A 16,543-nucleotide genomic window follows, 5' to 3' on the forward strand; every position below is an offset into this window, starting at 1 on the left:
TTCTTTTCTCCGCTTCGGACGTTGAATGAGGTGGGCGTATTTTCACGTCATATGACGCAACCCGGCCCTGAGGTAATCAAAACCGGTAACGACGGTAAGCACCGCCGCAATCCACAGAAGAACCAACCCGATGATATCCGCCGGGACCGGACCGGTATTGGCCGGACCGACGATCAGGAAGCCCAAAGCCAGCATCTGGATCGTGGTTTTCCATTTTGCCAATTTACTGACCGGCATGCCGACCTGCAGTTCCGCCAGGAACTCCCGCAGGCCCGAAACCGTGATCTCGCGCAACAAGATAATCAGGCAGGCCAGAATATCGACCCCCGACACCTGACCGGAGGCGACCAGCATAAGGATGATGGACGCGACCAGCAATTTGTCGGCAATGGGATCGAGAAAACGGCCCAGTTTGGAAATCTGGTTCATGGAGCGCGCGGCCACACCATCGAAATAATCGGTGACACAGGCCAGCACATAGAGACCGAACATGACCCAGCGCACCGTCGACCCGTCCCAGAAGAACAGGGCGATGATCGGCGGAATCACCAGAATCCGCATAAGGGTCAACAGATTTGGCAGGCTGGTCAACATGATGGGCAGTCACTATTCCTTACCGTGGATGCAGCCGTTTTAGCGGGAAGTCAACGCGGACGCAATGCGCCCAAAGCGCACAAAGACGCACTTTCGCGTCATTTCACATATTCCACGGCCGAAAGGATCACAGATAATCACCCGCTGTCGCTGTGGAAAAAACCATAAATCTTCTTCGCCACGGCCTTGGAAATGCCGTCGATCCCCTCCAGGTCCGACAGGCCCGCACGCGCCACCGCCTTGGCCGATCCGAAATGCAACAACAGCGCCTTTTTACGCTTCGCCCCAATGCCGGGGATTTCGTCCAGCGGGTTACGACCCATATCCTTGGCGCGCTTTTTCCGATGGGTTCCAATCGCAAAACGGTGCGATTCATCGCGCAGGCGCTGAATAAAATAGAGAACCGGGTCGCGCGGCTCCAGCATGAAGGGCGGCCTGTCCGGCAAGTGCAGGCGTTCGCGGCCCGCATTTCGCTCTGGTCCCTTCGCCACCCCCAACAGGGCGATGTCATTGGTCAGCCCCAATTCCTCCAGGACCTCTACGGCAATGGACAGTTGCCCCTTGCCGCCATCGACGATCACAAGATCGGGCCAGTTTTCCGATTCCCGATCCGGGTCCTCCTTCAGTGCACGGGAAAAACGGCGTGTCAGCACTTCCCGCATCATCTGATAGTCATCACCACCATCTTCACCGACGGCCTTGCCCGCCGTCTTGATGTTGAACTTGCGATAGGCATTTTTCATGAAGCCTTCCGGCCCTGCCACGATCATCGCGCCAATGGCGCTGCTGCCTTGGATGTGGCTGTTATCGTATACCTCGACACGGTTGATACTGGACTCGATACCCAGTTTTTCCGCCAGCCCGTCCAGCAGGCGGCGCTGTGAGGTGCTTTCCGCCAGGCGGCGCTGCAATGCATCCCGCGCGTTGTTGACCGCGTGGTCCAACAGCGTCTTGCGGTCGCCGCGCTTGGGCTCGCTGATTTCCACCTTGCGGCCCGCCTTCTGGGACAAGGCCTCCTGCAGCAGGTCCAGTTCCACCGGCTTTACATTGCACAACAGCAACGACGGCGGCGGTTTGTTGTCATAGAACTGGCCGATGAAGGCCGCCATGATCTCATCCGCCTCCATCTGCCTGTCATGAGAGGGGAAATAGGAATGATTGCCGTTGTTTCGCCCGCCACGAAAGAAGAAGACCTGGATACAGGCCTGCCCGCCCTCCACAAACAAGGCCAAGACATCCGCATCGCGCACGCCTTCCACATTGATGCCTTGATGGGATTGCACAACCGCCATGGCGCGCAGCCGATCGCGCAGGGTCGCCGCGCGTTCGAAGTCCAGCGCCTCGGAGGCTTTTTGCATTTCCTCAGCCAGATCGGCCTGAATGTCCCGGCTGTTGCCCGACAGGAAAGCCTTGGCCTGCTTCACGGTTTCCAGATAGTCCTCACGGCTGATCTTCTCCACGCAGGGCGCAGAACACCGCTTGATCTGATACTGCAGACAAGGCCTTGTCCGGTTTGCGAATGTCCCGTCGCTACAGTTGCGCAGCAGGAAGGCGCGCTGCAACACAGTCAGCGTCCGGTTGACCGCCCCGGCGGAGGCAAAGGGACCGAAATAATCTCCCTTGGTATCGCGCGCGCCGCGATGTTTCTCGATCTGTGGAAATTCGTGATCGGTACGGATCAGGATATCCGGAAAGGTCTTGTCGTCGCGCAGCAACACATTGTAGCGCGGCTTCAGCTTCTTGATCAGGTTGTTTTCCAGAAGCAGCGCTTCCACCTCGGTATGGGTGGTGACGAATTCCATTATACGCGTTTCCGCGATCATCCGTTGCAACCGGATCAGCAACTTGTTCGGGCGCGTATAGGAGGCGACCCGTTTTTTCAGGCTGTAGGCTTTACCCACATAAAGTACATCACCGCGTTCGTTCAGCATTCTGTAAACGCCGGGCGTATTGCCCAGATTCTCAAGATACCCCTTGATCACGGCCACACCATGGGCCAGCCGGTTCTCCGGTTCAGGCTCCACCTCTGCGGTACTATCGGACGTCTTTTTAACCTCAGTCATACTTCTGTTCACACCATGTTCCGGGCCACAAAAACGACCCTCACGGGGATTCCTGTCAAGGGGATTTTTTGCTCCTCAACAATCCACGAAACCTGTGGATAACCTTAGGGACAAGTTGAAGGTAACTGTCCGACTCTCGCAAAAACCCTTGGCTTTGTACATCTTGCTTAATTTTTAGGCACCACATTGTAAGTCATTGAAAACAAACGTTTTGAAAGATTATAACTTTTAATGTTTTGTTAAATGCCGAATCAAAGCCCGTCTTTCCAAACGGTCACAAATCCCTGTCAAGCTCCTGTGCACAACCAAATTGCATTTTATCCAAATTTTTCTGCAAAGTTAGGCATTTCTGCCTAATTAGCATACGATTGACTTGTGATTTCACCCGACATTACTGCGATATTTCAGGCTATTTTTCAGGGGTAAATCCGTTAGCAGGTTCCGCCCAGTCCAAACCTTCCCCACCGCCCAGGGCGACCATTTGACCGGTCATCGCATCGGCCTCAAGGAGGAAACCTATGGCGGCGCAAATATCCCCCGCCACGTCATTCCGGGTATCAGATTGCTCTGGCCCCGGACCAATGCCATTCACACGGATCTGCGGCGCCAGCGCCTGCGCCATGGTCCGGGTCAATGTCCACAACCCCGTCTTGGACAGTGTGTAGGAGAGATGATGCGGCGGCAGACTCCAGACCCGCTCGTCGACCACATTCACAACCGTGCCCATGCACCCCGCTGGCAGCCCCCTGGCAAATTCCTGCATCAACACAAAAGGCGCACGCAGGTTCGCCTCCATATGCAGGTCCCAGCTTTCACGCGTCGCACTGTTCCAGTCGTCAGGTTTGGATAAAGAGGCACTGTTGATCAACACATCCACCGGCCCAAGCGCATCAGCCGCCCGGGCAATCAGGGTGGAAACATCCGCCTCGCGTGTCAGGTCCGCGTCAAGCGCCACTGACCTGCAGCCCATCGACCGGATTTCGGCGACTGTCGCAGCCGCCTCGTCCTGGCCGGTACTAAAATGCACGGCAACGTCCAGCCCACGGCGCGCAAGATCAAGGGCAATTGCATGGCCGACCTGTCTGTCGGCCCCGGTCACCAGGGCGGTTTTGAATTTTATCATGGCCCCTTGCGCTTTCGGCCACGGCTTTTCTTGGCACCCTTGGCCCGCTTGCCTTTGGGGATTACATCCATCGGCGTATTGCGGATTGTAACCGCAATATCCGAATTCAACGGTGCGGCATCGGCAGGCATTTCCAGATCATAGGCCTCCAGCCGCTTGATCTCGTCACGCATGTTCGCTGCCGTTTCAAACTCCAGATCGGCTGCCGCCGCCTTCATACGGTTTTCCAACTCCGCGATATAGGTCTTGAGATCCATACCGACCAGATGGGACTGACTCTCATCACCGGTCTCGATGGTCATATGGTCGCGTTCATAGACGCTGTCCAGAATATCGCCGATCTTCTTCTTCACACTTTCCGGTGTGATGCCATGTTCGGCATTATAGGCCTGCTGGCGTTCACGACGGCGGTTGGTTTCACTGATCGCATATTCCAGTGAGTCCGTCATCTTGTCCGCATAGAGAATAACCCGGCCATCCACGTTACGGGCGGCGCGACCGATGGTCTGGACCAGTGAGGTCTTTGAGCGCAGGAAACCTTCCTTGTCCGCATCGAGGATCGCAACCAGACCGCATTCCGGGATATCAAGCCCCTCACGCAGCAGGTTGATACCCACCAGAATATCGAAAGCCCCCAGACGCAGGTCGCGGATGATCTCGATCCGCTCCAGCGTATCAATATCGGAATGCAGATAGCGGACCTTCAGCCCCGCCTCCGTCATATATTCGGTCAGGTCCTCCGCCATCTTCTTGGTGAGCGTGGTTACCAGCACACGCTGGTTCACCTCCGAACAAATCCGGCATTCGTCCAGCAGGTCATCCACCTGGCTTTCAGTGGGCCGGATGATGCAGACCGGATCGATCAGGCCGGTCGGACGGACCACCTGTTCCACGAAGACACCTGCAGTCCGATCCATCTCCCAGCCGCCGGGCGTGGCGGAAACGAACACCGTCTGGGGGCGCATCGCCTCCCATTCCTCAAACTTCAGCGGGCGGTTATCCGCGCAGGACGGCAGGCGGAAGCCATAATCGGACAGGGTCGATTTCCGGGCAAAGTCACCCCGGTACATGCCTCCGATCTGCGGCACGGTCACATGGCTCTCGTCGATAAACAGCAGGGCATTGTCCGGCAGATATTCAAACAGCGTCGGCGGCGGCTCCCCCGGGTTACGCCCGGTCAGCCAGCGGGAATAGTTCTCAATCCCGGCGCAGGCCCCGGTTGCCTCCATCATCTCGATGTCGAAGGTGGTGCGCTGGTCCAGGCGCTGCGCCTCCAGCAACTTTCCCTGTTCGGTAAATTCCGCCAGACGCGCCTTCAATTCCTGTTTGATGCCCTTGATCGCCTGAACCAGGGTCGGGCGCGGGGTGACATAGTGGCTGTTTGCATAAACGCGCACGCCTTCCAGCGTCGCATTCTTCTCACCGGTCAGCGGGTCGAACTCATGGATCGCATCCACCTCGTCACCAAAGAAGGAAATACGCCAGGCGCGATCCTCCTGGTGGACGGGGAAGATTTCCAGCGTATCCCCGCGTACCCGGAAGGTACCGCGGACAAAACTGTTGTCGTTGCGCTTGTATTGCAATTCCACCAGTTGGCGCATCAACTCACGGATGTCGATCTCCTGGCCCGCCTCGATCGGCACCACCATCTGGCTGTAGGTTTCCACCGACCCGATACCATAGATGCAGGAGACAGAGGCAACGATGATCACATCATCCCGCTCCAACAGTGCACGGGTCGCCGAATGGCGCATCCGGTCGATCTGTTCGTTGATCGAGGATTCCTTTTCCACATAGGTATCCGTGCGCGGCACATAGGCTTCCGGCTGGTAATAATCGTAATAGGAAACGAAATATTCCACCGCGTTATTGGGGAAAAAGGCCTTCATCTCCCCGTAAAGCTGCGCCGCGAGCGTCTTGTTGGGCGCCAGTACCACCGCGGGGCGCTGGGATTTCTGGATTACATGCGCCATGGTGAAGGTCTTGCCCGACCCCGTCACGCCGAGCAGCACCTGATCCCGATCCCCGGCATTGACGCCTTCCATCAATTCCTTGATCGCATTGGGCTGATCCCCCGCCGGTTGGAATTCCGACTGCAAATCAAAGGCAATCCCCCCTTCAGACAAGGGACGGTCCGCCTTTTTCGGCACAAACATGGGCTGGTCGGATTCCATTGCATTTCCCCCGCGGCGAATGATTAGGGCTGGTCTTGCCAGCCAGCACGGACTATAGGTGTTACCGTAATGTTCTCATAAGATCAATTCATGATGATAGAACTTCCCTATCTCTTCTTTGTCGCGGCAAGCGCCGGCGCATCGGTGATTTCTGCGGTCTTCGGCTTCGGCACGGCAATGGTTGTGCTGGCGGTCGGCTCAATGGTGCTGCCGGTCAAGGAATCGATCGCACTCGCCACGATCATCTTCACCAGCAATACATTGATCAAAACCTGGCTCTATCGGCGCGAGATCGACTGGCCGCTGGCCATCTGGATGTCGCTCGCCAGCCTGCCCTTCGCCTTTTTGGGAGCAGAGGTAATGGTCTGGGCTCCGGTGAATTTCATGCAGACCGCCTTGGGTATTCTCGTTCTGGTCTATGTGGCCATGCAGCTTTGGAAGCCTCATGGCACTTTGCCCCTGTCCAAGCCCCTTATCCTCGGCGCATCCGGCCTTTACGGCTTTTTGTCCGGATTGCTGGGCACCGGTAACGTGATCAAGGCGATCTTCCTGCAGCGCGCCGGGCTGGAACGGCACAGCTTTGTCGGTGTGATGGCCGCCACCTCCGTGCTTGCCAACCTCGCAAAGCTGGGCGCTTACAGTCAGGCCGGTCTTCTGACGCTTGCGCATTGGCCCGCCGCCGTCGGACTGGTGGCGGTCAGTCTGGTTTCCACCGTCGCCGGGCGCGCCGTCCTGCACCGCGTGAACAGCGAGCAGTTCCGCATCGGCGTGTTGGTTATCCTCACGGGAATCGCAGCAACTTTGTTAATCGGCGGGCGATAAAGACCTTTCCCGTTCTTCCCCCCGCGCCTCGGCCACCAACGAGGCAAACAGGCGCCGGACGGACTTCCGGTAGATCAAATATTCCGGGTGAAACTGCACACCGAGGACAAAGGGTTTTCGGGCATCCTCCACCGCCTGGATGATGCCGTTGCGTTCCCTTGCGCCGACCACAAGCCCACGGCCAAGCCGGTTGATGGACTGGCTGTGCAGGCTGTTCACCCGCGAGGTCCGTTTCCCCCAGAGGCGATGGAGCAACGTGCCGGAGACGATATGCATGGTCTTGCGGAAAAAGATATTGGCCAACAGATGGGTCGGATAGTCTGCCTCTTCAAAGGCCTGCCGGATATCCATATGCAGGTTGCCACCGCGCAGGACATTCAACAACTGCGCGCCCCGGCAGATACCAAGAACCGGCCAGTCCTGTTCCTCTGCCCGTTTCAACCAATGAACTTCAAGCGCATCCCGATCCCGGTCGTAGACATAGTTGATCTTGGTGATTTCATCATAGAGGGAGGGATGGATATCCGTCCCACCGCAGATTACGAGCCCGTCCAGATCGGTATTATGATGGGGTCTTTCCGGTGTCAGGCGCAGCACCCGCCCCCCGGCCATCCAAACTGCCAGGGAAACACATAGGAAAGGTATCCGGCCCTTTTCCGCCGGCCCCGTTACACCGATAAGCGGTCTATGTCCTTTTCCGTTCAGGTATCCGATCACCGCATCCTTTCAACGTAGTTCCGGGAGGCAATCAGCCATTTCTCTGTAAAATCGCTTAACAGATTATCACGCAGGGACTGCCGATGGTCCATCATACGGTGAAGAAGGTCTTCGTCATCGGCCAGTTTTTCAACCATCACCCAGCGGTTCCATTCCACCGTCGGCTGCCAGGACGGATCGTCAATCCGGCAATCGGGCATGCGCAGGTGATAGGTCGGGCGCTTTTTGATAAGGCTGTCCGTTGTAACAGCCTGCACCCGGCGTTCATCCAGAACGGAAAAGAGCGGCAACAGGTCCAACGCCCGGTTCCGGGTCGGATTGAACTCCAGATAGTCGTCAATCAGGCGGGACAGGTCCGGCGTATAATAAGGCGACAGGACAAGACGGGTATACCGCTTGGGGAAGGCCCCGGCGAAAGAGGTCAGGCGGCGGCTGAAGTTCATCCGCATCTCTTCCTGCAGCCATTCGTAAAGCAGCAGAAACGCCTGGATATGCGCGCGGATACTGTCAGCCTTCAAGGATGGCGCCTCCGGGTTGATATGCAGACCGAAGGCATAGCTGATGGAAACACCGGTGCCTTCCGCGCCCGCGTCCCGCATCAGGTCAACCAGATTTTCCAACTCCCCCAGACGGGACAGCGGGATGGGCGGCGTCACTACTTCGTTCGGTGCGAAGGATGTAATCAGCGGACTGATCAGCTCCTCCACCGCCCCTTCAAAGTCCAATGCGTCAGACCCGGTTTTCTGCTCCGAACTTTCCGCCAATTTCTGCAACAGCTCCACATCCACCTCCACGGTGAAGGGGCCAAGGGCAGATGTTTCCACACGGCAGGCGTTCTTATGACGTTTGATGATGCGGTCCGGGGCATCCTGTTCGCCAAAGGCCTCCAGAATCAATCGCGCCGTTTTTGATAAGTTGAGGCCGAGATATTCAATCTCGAAGCCGACGCGGCGTTCGTCACCCTGGTCGTTGGTTGTAATTGGTGGAAATAGCATGGCCCCTCGTCCGCTTGGTAGTGACGTACCCCTTCGCGCCTGACGTCAGTTTACCCCGGCTCCTGCCCATCCGCCAGAGGCTGGTCACGCTCTGCCCAGACCACATAGCGCAGTGGCCCGTTGGGCTGCCAGTCATCGAAAGGATAACATGTGATAAGCATCAGGGCATCCCGCCCGACCAGATCCTTCGGAAGCCCCAGGTCCTGTTTGTCCATCACCGCGGCCTCCCGAATGACATAGTCACGAACCTTGCCCGTTTCATCCTTCAGGGACAGATGATCTCCAACAGCAACGTCTTTCAGAAAGCGGAAGTGAGTGTCGCGATGGGCATAGAGGATACGCGTGTCGCCACGCCGGTCCATGGTGGGCCCAAAGGCCAGATTGCGCATGCTTGTATTGGACAGGATCAGCCGCCGCACATCCTGTTTCGGGGCGGTCAGTTCCGCCACCGGCCAGGTATCCGCCCAGCCCCAGGGTGCAACCTGCCTTTCCCCGTCGAGGGTTTTGGCCCAGGCCCGGTCAATCAGGATCGGCGCAAGCCAGGCCTTGCCCGCGATCAATCCCGCCGAGCCCAATTGCCATCCGGCCACCGCCAGGGATATGGCAGCGACCGAATAGAGGGCAAATCGACGGGCAGTCATCAGGCCGCCTTGCGACGGGCCAACCAGAAGGCACCGCCACTGGCAATCAGTGCAATCACGCCCAGGATCAGATTGATTTCCATCGGCGTCGCCGTGGAGGGGCCGAAGAATTTCTCATATTTCGTCCCGTCGGGCAGATTGGCCTTCATCTTTTGTTGGCGAAGCCGTTCGTCCATTGGTCGTGCCGGTTTACGCTCAACAGCAACAAAGCTGGTATAGGGGCTCATGATCTGGTGCCGCAAAGCCACATCAAGAATGGCAAGCTTTGCCGTTTCCTCATCCAGGCCACGGGCCTTGGCGTCCATCAGGGCCTCGACCTTGCCGCGCGCCCAAAGCTTGGCAATGCCATGCCCCGGTTTCCAGTCGTTGGCGGGCAGTTTCCGCTCCCAACCATCCCAGCCGAGCCGTCCGGCCAGGGCGAGATCGTTACCCTCCTGCAAGTCGGCATTGTCGACACGCATCACGAAAGATATCGGCCGCGCACCATAGACATCCGGCAGGGGTGACGGGAAGCTTTCAGCCGTCGCACCGGTGTTTTCCAGACTGAGGTCGGTCAAGGCCGGATGTTCCATTTCCGTCAGCATTTGCGAGATTTTGGTCTTGGCCTGTGACAAATCGTTAATCTGAATGTGGAAACCCCGGCCAAATTCCGCGGCCTTACGCATGAACCAGCCATTGGGCGCAGACCCCAGGCCGACCGTGAACAACCGCCCCTTGCCCAGTTTACTCTGGACCAGCTTGAACATCTCTTCCTCATAGCCGACCGCACCGTCGGTCAGGAACAGAATCTGGCGCAGGGCTCCCGGCGTCGGCTGGTCATCAAGGGCACTGTTCAGCGCATCAAACATTTCCGTCCCGCCGTCGGCCTCAAGGCTCATCACAAAGCTTTGCGCGCGGGCCATGTTATTGTCGTTGGCCGGACGGCTCTGTCCGAACAGGCGCACGAAATTGTCGTTGAAGGCGATCACGTCAAAGCGGTCATGGGGCGACAGCCGGTTCAGCGCCGCACTCAGGGCCGCACGGGCCTGCTCAATCGAATCGCCATACATGGACCCGGACACATCGATAATGAAAGTGATGTCGCGGGCGGCATCCTGTCGATCACTGTCTTCGGCGTCCATCTTGGGCGGCATGACAAGCCCGAGGAAATAGGTGGCATCCTCGACACGCTCGCTGAACAAGGCAACCTGTGGCGCTGCGGCGCGGGCGGCCTGCCAGGACAATACGAAATCGCGGTCGGCCACTGCCTGTCCCTTCTTAAGGGTGATCCGATAGTCGCCGTCGTCGGTTTCCGTCACGCTGATCGCATGGCTGCTGCTTTCCAGCCCCGCCAGATCAAAGCCGGGGTCCAGGTTGACCACCATGGAGACCGGATTGACCGCGGCTTCACCCGGCGTGACGATTGGCTGGTCCAATTCCGCAATCTTCTTCAGGTGATCGGCAAGCTGGCCTGCGGCATCTCCGTCGGACAGATCCGCCTCCGGCTGCGGCTTGCGGAAATAGCGCGGCATCACGACAAGAGGCTGGATCAACTTGAATGCGTCACCCTGCCGTTCCACCGTCATCTGATAGGTGATTTCCACAGAGACCGTATCACCCGGCCCGATATTCGCCACCCGTGTCTTGAACACATTCGGGCGATTCTGTTCCAGCAGGCTGGCCCGTTTGCCATCCGCCAGGGCGCGGGCATAGACGCGCTTTGCCTCCTCTTTTTCCTTGATCACACCATCAATCCGGCGATCACCGACCAGAAGGGTCATCCCGTCGACCGACGCGCGATTGGGCAGCGGGAAAAGGTATACCCCTTCCATCCACTGATCGCTGTCGTTGCGGAAATCCTGGGTCACGGTCGTGCGGGCCACGATGCCGGACACGTCCGTTTCCATATCCATAGACAAGGTCAGCGCGGATTGCACCGGACCATCGCCGGACAAGGGACGCAAACGCAGACCGAACTCACTTTTTCCTTCTTCTTTGTCTGACGCCTCGGTCGCCTCTGCAGAAAAAGTCCCGGACAGGACAAACAGCAGGGCGCCAAAGATCAGGACCGGAATGGACAAAGACCGGGTATCGGACGAAATACGGCCCGACAGCCCCCTCACACGCAGACTTTGAATCATAACCTTATTCCCGTTTATGGAGCATCAGACATTATGAAACGCGTATGGCGCGGCGAAATCCTGCCGGAAAACAGGCAATAACATGTCGTTTTTTGGCAAAAAAAGGCAGCGGAACGCGCTCATATAGAAAGTAGTAGCGGTCATTCAATGTTGACAATTTATTGATAAATTACCAGCATCTTTTCAACTTTGAGGAAGTTTCTCCATGATGGGGGAGAAATCGCATAGCTTTTTCCTTGGTAAAACAAGTATAAATTAGCAATGCCGTATGGGTTTAGGGGATTATGTAAGCCATGTCTGAAACAACAGTGAACGAGGCCAGGTCTCGATCATTCTTGAATAGTATCCGATTCAAGCTGATTGCCGCGATCACGGCGATTGCCGGTCTGGCGGTTTTGACCAGCGTCTTCGGAATTATCTCGTTCAACAATATCGAGGCAGGATTGTTGAGCGTCACCCGCAAGGGTGTGCCGACAATGAACGTGGCCCAGCAGTTGTCGCAGCAAAGCACGGCGCTTGCGTCTGCCGCACCGCGCCTGAACGGCGCGAGCACATTTGACGAGCGCGACAGCGTCTATACCGACATGGAAAAGCGGCTGGCCGGGCTGCAGTCCCTCCTGAACCAGTTGCAGGAACGCGGCGTAAACCCCGAACAGGTCTCTTCCCTTCAGGATCTGATCGACCAGATCGCAAGTAACCTCGGCCGCCAGAATGACCTGGTCGGCGACCGTATCAACCTGCAGATGGATCGCGAAGATATCGTTGCATCCGTCGAATCGACCCGCGCCAACCTGCAGCGCCAGTTGAATCCCCTGATCGCGGACCGTGGCCGCTGGATGGAAGGTACTGCCAAGAAGCTGGCGTTGGAAGCGGGCAAACAGACCATGGAACTGACCACCGGGACCGCCGGTGTCATGTTCCAGACCTTCTCCCTGAAGGACCAGGCGACAAATGCCTATTTCGCCCTTCTTCTGGCAGCCCAGGCGACGACGATCAAGGAGCTGGAGGCACAGGAGGTCAACTACATGATCCCCGGCCTTTCCCTGTCCTCCGCCTTGTCACTGATGGAAGACGAATCTCTCAAGGCAGCCCTGCAAAAGCTGGTCGACGCCGGCAGCGGCGACAACAACATCATCGAACAGCGCCGCAAGATTCTGGAAGGCAACACAGCGTTGCAAAGCAATCTGGACAAACGGATTGCGGAGCTGGACGAGTTGCGACCCAAGCTGATCAACGCGCTCGACGACCAGATCCGCCGCGCGCGAGGCGACCTGCAGACCGGTGGCCGCAACCTGCGCGGCAAACTGTCGGATCAACTGGATTCCCTTGTCTATGACGGTGCCCTGCAATCCCGTCAGCTTCTGCAGACATCCGCCCAGGTAGACAGCATCGCAGGACGTCTGGTGGACATGAGCACGGCCGAAAACGCCGACATGATGGCCGAACGCATCGACGCCTTCAGCGCAGAGAAGAAGAAACTGGACGAGATTCTCGCGAATATGATCGACGAGGATGCCGCCAAAAGCCTGGGTGAGGGCATCAAGCATTTCATCAGCCTTGGCGCGGAAGCCGATGGTGTCCCGGCAATCCGCCTCAAGGAACTGTCGGCGATCAATGACGCCAATCAGGTCCTGCAGCAGAATGCCGATCTGGCCCAGAAGATCGTCAGCCATCTGGAAACGCTGGTTTCCTCTACCCTGGACGACACCAACGTCCTGTCCACGGAAGCCGAAAGCATCCTGAATGCCGGTAAAACCCAGCTTCTGGTGATCGCCGGTGTCAGCATCGTGATTTCGATCCTGATCGGCTGGCTCTATGTGGCCCGCAACGTCGCGGCCCGTCTGGTCAACCTTGCAGGCATTACGCAGACCATCGCCGACGGCGACCTGACGGTCCGCCTGCCCCGTGCCGGTAACGACGAAATCACCAGCATCGCCGATGCGGTGCGTATCTTCCGCGACAACGGCCGCGAAATGGAGAAGATGCGCACAGAACAGGAAGAGGCCGAACAACGCGCGGAAGAAGAGAAGAAGGAAGCCATGCGAAAGCTGGCCGACGAATTCGAAAGCAGCGTCAAAGGTATCGTGGATCAGGTCGCCACCGCGACGGGGGATATGCGCAACGCCGCACAATCCATGTCCGACCTTGCCAACAACACCTCCAGCCATGCAACCACGGTTGCCGCGGCGGCTGAGGAAACCTCCATCAATGTGGAAACCGTCTCCAAGACAACGGACGACCTGATCCGCTCTTCGGAAACCATCAGCGACCGCATCAGCCATTCCTCCGAAGTGGCACAGCGCGCAGGTTCCGAGGCCCAGCGCACCAGCGAACAGGTCTCCAGTCTGGCCGAAGCCGCCCAGAAGATCGGCGAGGTCGTGGACCTGATTGCCGATATCGCGGAACAGACCAACCTGCTGGCCCTCAACGCCACCATCGAGGCTGCCCGCGCCGGGGATGCCGGCAAGGGCTTTGCCGTTGTCGCCAACGAGGTCAAATCACTGGCCTCGCAGACCGGCAAGGCAACCGAAGATATCTCCCAACAGGTGCAGGGCATTCAGCAGGCGACCTCGGATGCGGTAAAGGCAATCCGCGAGATCACCCAGACGGTGCAGGAAGTAAGTTCGCTGTCCAACGAGATTTCCAACTCGGTCAACCAGCAGAATACGGCAACCCAGGAAATCGGCCACAATGTGCGTCAGGCGGCGGAAGGTACACAGGAAGTGTCCCAGACCATTTCCACCGTCACCCAGGCAGCCTCCGAAACCGGTGGCTTTGCCAATGACCTGCTGGAAACGGCGGAGAAACTGGCCGGGCAGTCCGATGCTCTGGGCCAGGAAGTGGAACGCTTCCTCTCAAACGTCAGAGGGGCAAACTAAGCACCACAATGCCGAGACATACGATGAGGGAAGCGCCGATCCGGCGTTTCCCCATCGGCTCTCCGAGGAACATCGTGCCGATCAGGGCGGCAAAGATCACCGAACTTTCCCGGATCGCGGACACACCACCCATGTTGGCCTGCCCCAGGCCCCACATCACACCGGTATAGGCCAGACCGGCCGCTGCCCCCGCAGGCACCGCACGACGCCATTGCTGACCAACCAGCCCTGCCAGCGCCTTGCCTCTTACACTGGCCGCGATCAACACCATCACCATTCCCCAAGCCGTGAATAGCCACGCGGAAAACGTCAGCGCACTGCCGGTGGCCCGCACGCCCATACCGTCAATCACCGTATAGGATGCAATCAGCAACCCGGTCATCAGGGCATAAATAACGGCCTTGGCACTTGCGTTGGCATTGCGCCCCATGAAACCCAGCAGGCCGACACCCACGATAGCAACCCCGATCATCTGGTTGCCGGTCGGGATTTCTCCGGCCAGTAAAACCGCCAGGGACAATACCGCCAGGGGTGCCACGCCACGCGCAATGGGATAGGCAAGGCTGAGGTCGCCATGGGCATACATGCGGATCAACAGCATGCCGTACATCCCGTGCAACAGAACCGCCGGGGCCAGCCACAGCCAGCCCTCTTTTGTCATGGGCGGGACATAGGGCAAACCGGTCGCCGCAATCAATCCCATGGTCCCGAACAAAACCGCCATGGTCGCAACCCGATCACCGGACGATTTAAGCAAGGCATTCCATGAGGCGTGGATAACGGCGGACAACAGCAAAATGCCGGTAACGGCAAGAGACACGGCCTTCCCCTTTTGTGTTCTACTCTAAAGAAGTGGCAATCAGTACAATTCCGCAAAAACCCACACAATTTTTCGACCAAAATAAGGCGCGAGGTCATTGAATGCCTGAATTCATGGGAGTAAGGTGCCGTGCCGGAGCCTAGAGCCCCGCAACAATCGCAACAAGCAATTCTGCTACCACACTCCTGTGAACTAGAGGAATGTATCGCCATGTCCATCCTGGCAAACCGTCTGTCCCGCATCAAACCGTCTCCCACCGTGGCGGTGACTACCAAGGCCAATGAACTGAAGGCAGCCGGGCGCGACGTGATCGGTCTGGGCGCGGGTGAACCCGATTTCGACACCCCGTCCCATATTGTGGAAGCCGCCAAGAAGGCTCTGGACGAAGGCAAGACCCGTTACGCCCCGCCCGCCGGTATCCCGCAGCTTCGCGAGGCCATCTGCGCCAAGCTGAAGCGCGACAACAATCTGGACTATACGCCCGACATGATTCATGTGGGCTGTGGTGGCAAGCAGACCATCTTCAACGCCCTGGCGGCGACCATGAACCCGGGCGATGAAGTGATCATCCCGGCCCCCTATTGGGTCTCCTATCCGGACATTACAGCGCTGTTCGAAGGCGAGCCGGTCTTTGTGCAATGCCCGGCTGAAAACAACTTCAAACTCACGCCGGACCAGCTCCGCGCAGCGATCACGCCCAAGACCAAATGGCTGATCCTGAACAGCCCGTCCAACCCGACCGGCAGCGGTTACACCCGCGATGATCTGCAGGCCCTGGCCGATGTTCTGCTGGAACCGGCCAATGCCCATGTCAATGTCATGACCGATGATATGTATGAATTCCTCGTCTATGACGATTTCGAATTCTGCACCATTGCGCAGGTCGAGCCGAAACTCTTCGAGCGCACCCTGACATTGAACGGCCTGTCCAAAGCCTATTGCATGACCGGCTGGCGTCTGGGTTACGCGGCTGGTCCGAAAGCCCTGATCAAGGCCATGAACATGCTGCAAAGCCAGTCGGCCACTTCCGCCACCACCTTCGTGCAGTGGGCCGGTGTCGAGGCGCTGAACGGTGACCACAGCTTCATCGCCGCAAACAACAAGGTTTTCGTGGAACGCCGCGATCTGGTGGTGTCCCTGCTGAACGAAATCGACGGGATCGACTGCCTGACACCGCAGGGTGCCTTCTATGTCTACCCTTCTATCAAGGGTGTGATCGGCAAGAAGACGCCCGACGGAAAAGTGATCGAAACCGACGAGGATTTCGTCACCTATATCCTGGAAGCAGAGGGCGTTGCCGCCGTGCATGGTGAAGCCTTCGGCCTCAGCCCGCATTTCCGTATTTCCTATGCAACTAAAACGGAATTTCTGGAAGAAGCCTGCAAACGCATCAAACGTGCTGTGGAGGCGCTGAGCTAAGTCTCTGTTTCCCTGGAGTAATTGAAAAGGGCGCACTCCGGTGTGCCCTTTTTTCTTCTATATGTTCTACAGAAAGTTGAATTCCGTTTACCTAACATTAATGTTATCTATCTATTTATCCCTGCGCTGTCTCCAAATGGGATCAGGACAGCTATCGTATAGGTTTGGCTGCGCGG

At 57.7% G+C, this 16,543-nt stretch carries 12 protein-coding genes; 3 read left to right on the forward strand and 9 right to left on the reverse strand.

Annotated features, from left to right (window positions below; all coding sequences use genetic code 11):
• Positions 1–42: 42 nt before the first annotated feature.
• From pgsA to uvrB, 4 genes are all read right to left on the reverse strand, one after another.
• A complete protein-coding gene (gene pgsA, locus IF205_RS19005; protein WP_259780930.1) occupies positions 43–594 on the reverse strand; it encodes a CDP-diacylglycerol--glycerol-3-phosphate 3-phosphatidyltransferase in 552 nt (183 codons plus the stop codon).
• Between the two features lie 137 nt (positions 595–731).
• Positions 732–2,657: an excinuclease ABC subunit UvrC gene (gene uvrC / locus IF205_RS19010; protein WP_259780931.1), complete on the reverse strand. Its 1,926-nt coding sequence runs from the start codon at positions 2,655–2,657 to the stop codon at positions 732–734.
• Positions 2,658–3,066: 409 nt separating this feature from the next.
• Positions 3,067–3,780 (reverse strand): SDR family NAD(P)-dependent oxidoreductase, encoded by a 714-nt coding sequence (locus IF205_RS19015; RefSeq protein WP_259780932.1) that lies wholly within the window; start codon positions 3,778–3,780, stop codon positions 3,067–3,069.
• Complete coding sequence (gene uvrB / locus IF205_RS19020; RefSeq protein ID WP_375542660.1) at positions 3,777–5,954, reverse strand: excinuclease ABC subunit UvrB; 2,178 nt, start codon at positions 5,952–5,954, stop codon at positions 3,777–3,779. The genes IF205_RS19015 and uvrB overlap by 4 nt, the downstream gene beginning before the upstream one ends.
• A gap of 90 nt (positions 5,955–6,044) precedes the next feature.
• On the opposite strand from uvrB, the gene IF205_RS19025 reads away from it, so the two are divergent.
• Positions 6,045–6,776, forward strand: coding sequence for a sulfite exporter TauE/SafE family protein (locus IF205_RS19025; RefSeq protein ID WP_259780933.1), 732 nt, complete (start codon positions 6,045–6,047; stop codon positions 6,774–6,776).
• On the opposite strand, the gene IF205_RS19030 is transcribed toward IF205_RS19025, so the two are convergent.
• From IF205_RS19030 to IF205_RS19045, 4 genes are all read right to left on the reverse strand, one after another.
• Positions 6,759–7,388 carry a gamma-glutamyl-gamma-aminobutyrate hydrolase family protein gene (locus IF205_RS19030; protein ID WP_259780934.1) on the reverse strand — a complete coding sequence of 210 codons (630 nt, stop codon included), beginning with the start codon at positions 7,386–7,388 and terminating at the stop codon, positions 6,759–6,761. The two genes, IF205_RS19025 and IF205_RS19030, sit on opposite strands and share 18 nt — an antisense overlap.
• 101 nt (positions 7,389–7,489) lie before the next feature.
• Positions 7,490–8,488, reverse strand: a complete 999-nt coding sequence (locus IF205_RS19035) for an amidoligase family protein (RefSeq protein ID WP_259780935.1) — start codon at positions 8,486–8,488, stop codon at positions 7,490–7,492.
• Positions 8,489–8,538: 50 nt separating this feature from the next.
• Entirely contained in the window at positions 8,539–9,129 is a 591-nt protein-coding gene (locus IF205_RS19040; protein ID WP_259780936.1) for a sortase domain-containing protein, read from the reverse strand.
• Entirely contained in the window at positions 9,129–11,249 is a 2,121-nt protein-coding gene (locus IF205_RS19045) for a marine proteobacterial sortase target protein (RefSeq protein ID WP_259780937.1), read from the reverse strand. Before IF205_RS19045 ends, IF205_RS19040 begins: the two co-directional genes overlap by 1 nt.
• 293 nt (positions 11,250–11,542) lie before the next feature.
• Here IF205_RS19045 and IF205_RS19050 point away from each other — a divergent pair, with 293 nt between their 5' ends.
• Positions 11,543–14,128, forward strand: coding sequence for a methyl-accepting chemotaxis protein (locus IF205_RS19050; RefSeq protein ID WP_259780938.1), 2,586 nt, complete (start codon positions 11,543–11,545; stop codon positions 14,126–14,128).
• Here IF205_RS19050 and IF205_RS19055 read toward each other — a convergent pair.
• Complete coding sequence (locus IF205_RS19055; RefSeq protein ID WP_259780939.1) at positions 14,112–14,948, reverse strand: EamA family transporter; 837 nt, start codon at positions 14,946–14,948, stop codon at positions 14,112–14,114. The two genes, IF205_RS19050 and IF205_RS19055, sit on opposite strands and share 17 nt — an antisense overlap.
• A 210-nt stretch (positions 14,949–15,158) precedes the next feature.
• Here IF205_RS19055 and IF205_RS19060 point away from each other — a divergent pair, with 210 nt between their 5' ends.
• Positions 15,159–16,367: a pyridoxal phosphate-dependent aminotransferase gene (locus IF205_RS19060; RefSeq protein ID WP_259780940.1), complete on the forward strand. Its 1,209-nt coding sequence runs from the start codon at positions 15,159–15,161 to the stop codon at positions 16,365–16,367.
• Positions 16,368–16,543: the final 176 nt, after the last annotated feature.

This window comes from Aestuariispira ectoiniformans (assembly GCF_025136295.1).
Lineage (GTDB): Bacteria > Pseudomonadota > Alphaproteobacteria > UBA8366 > Aestuariispiraceae > Aestuariispira_A > Aestuariispira_A ectoiniformans.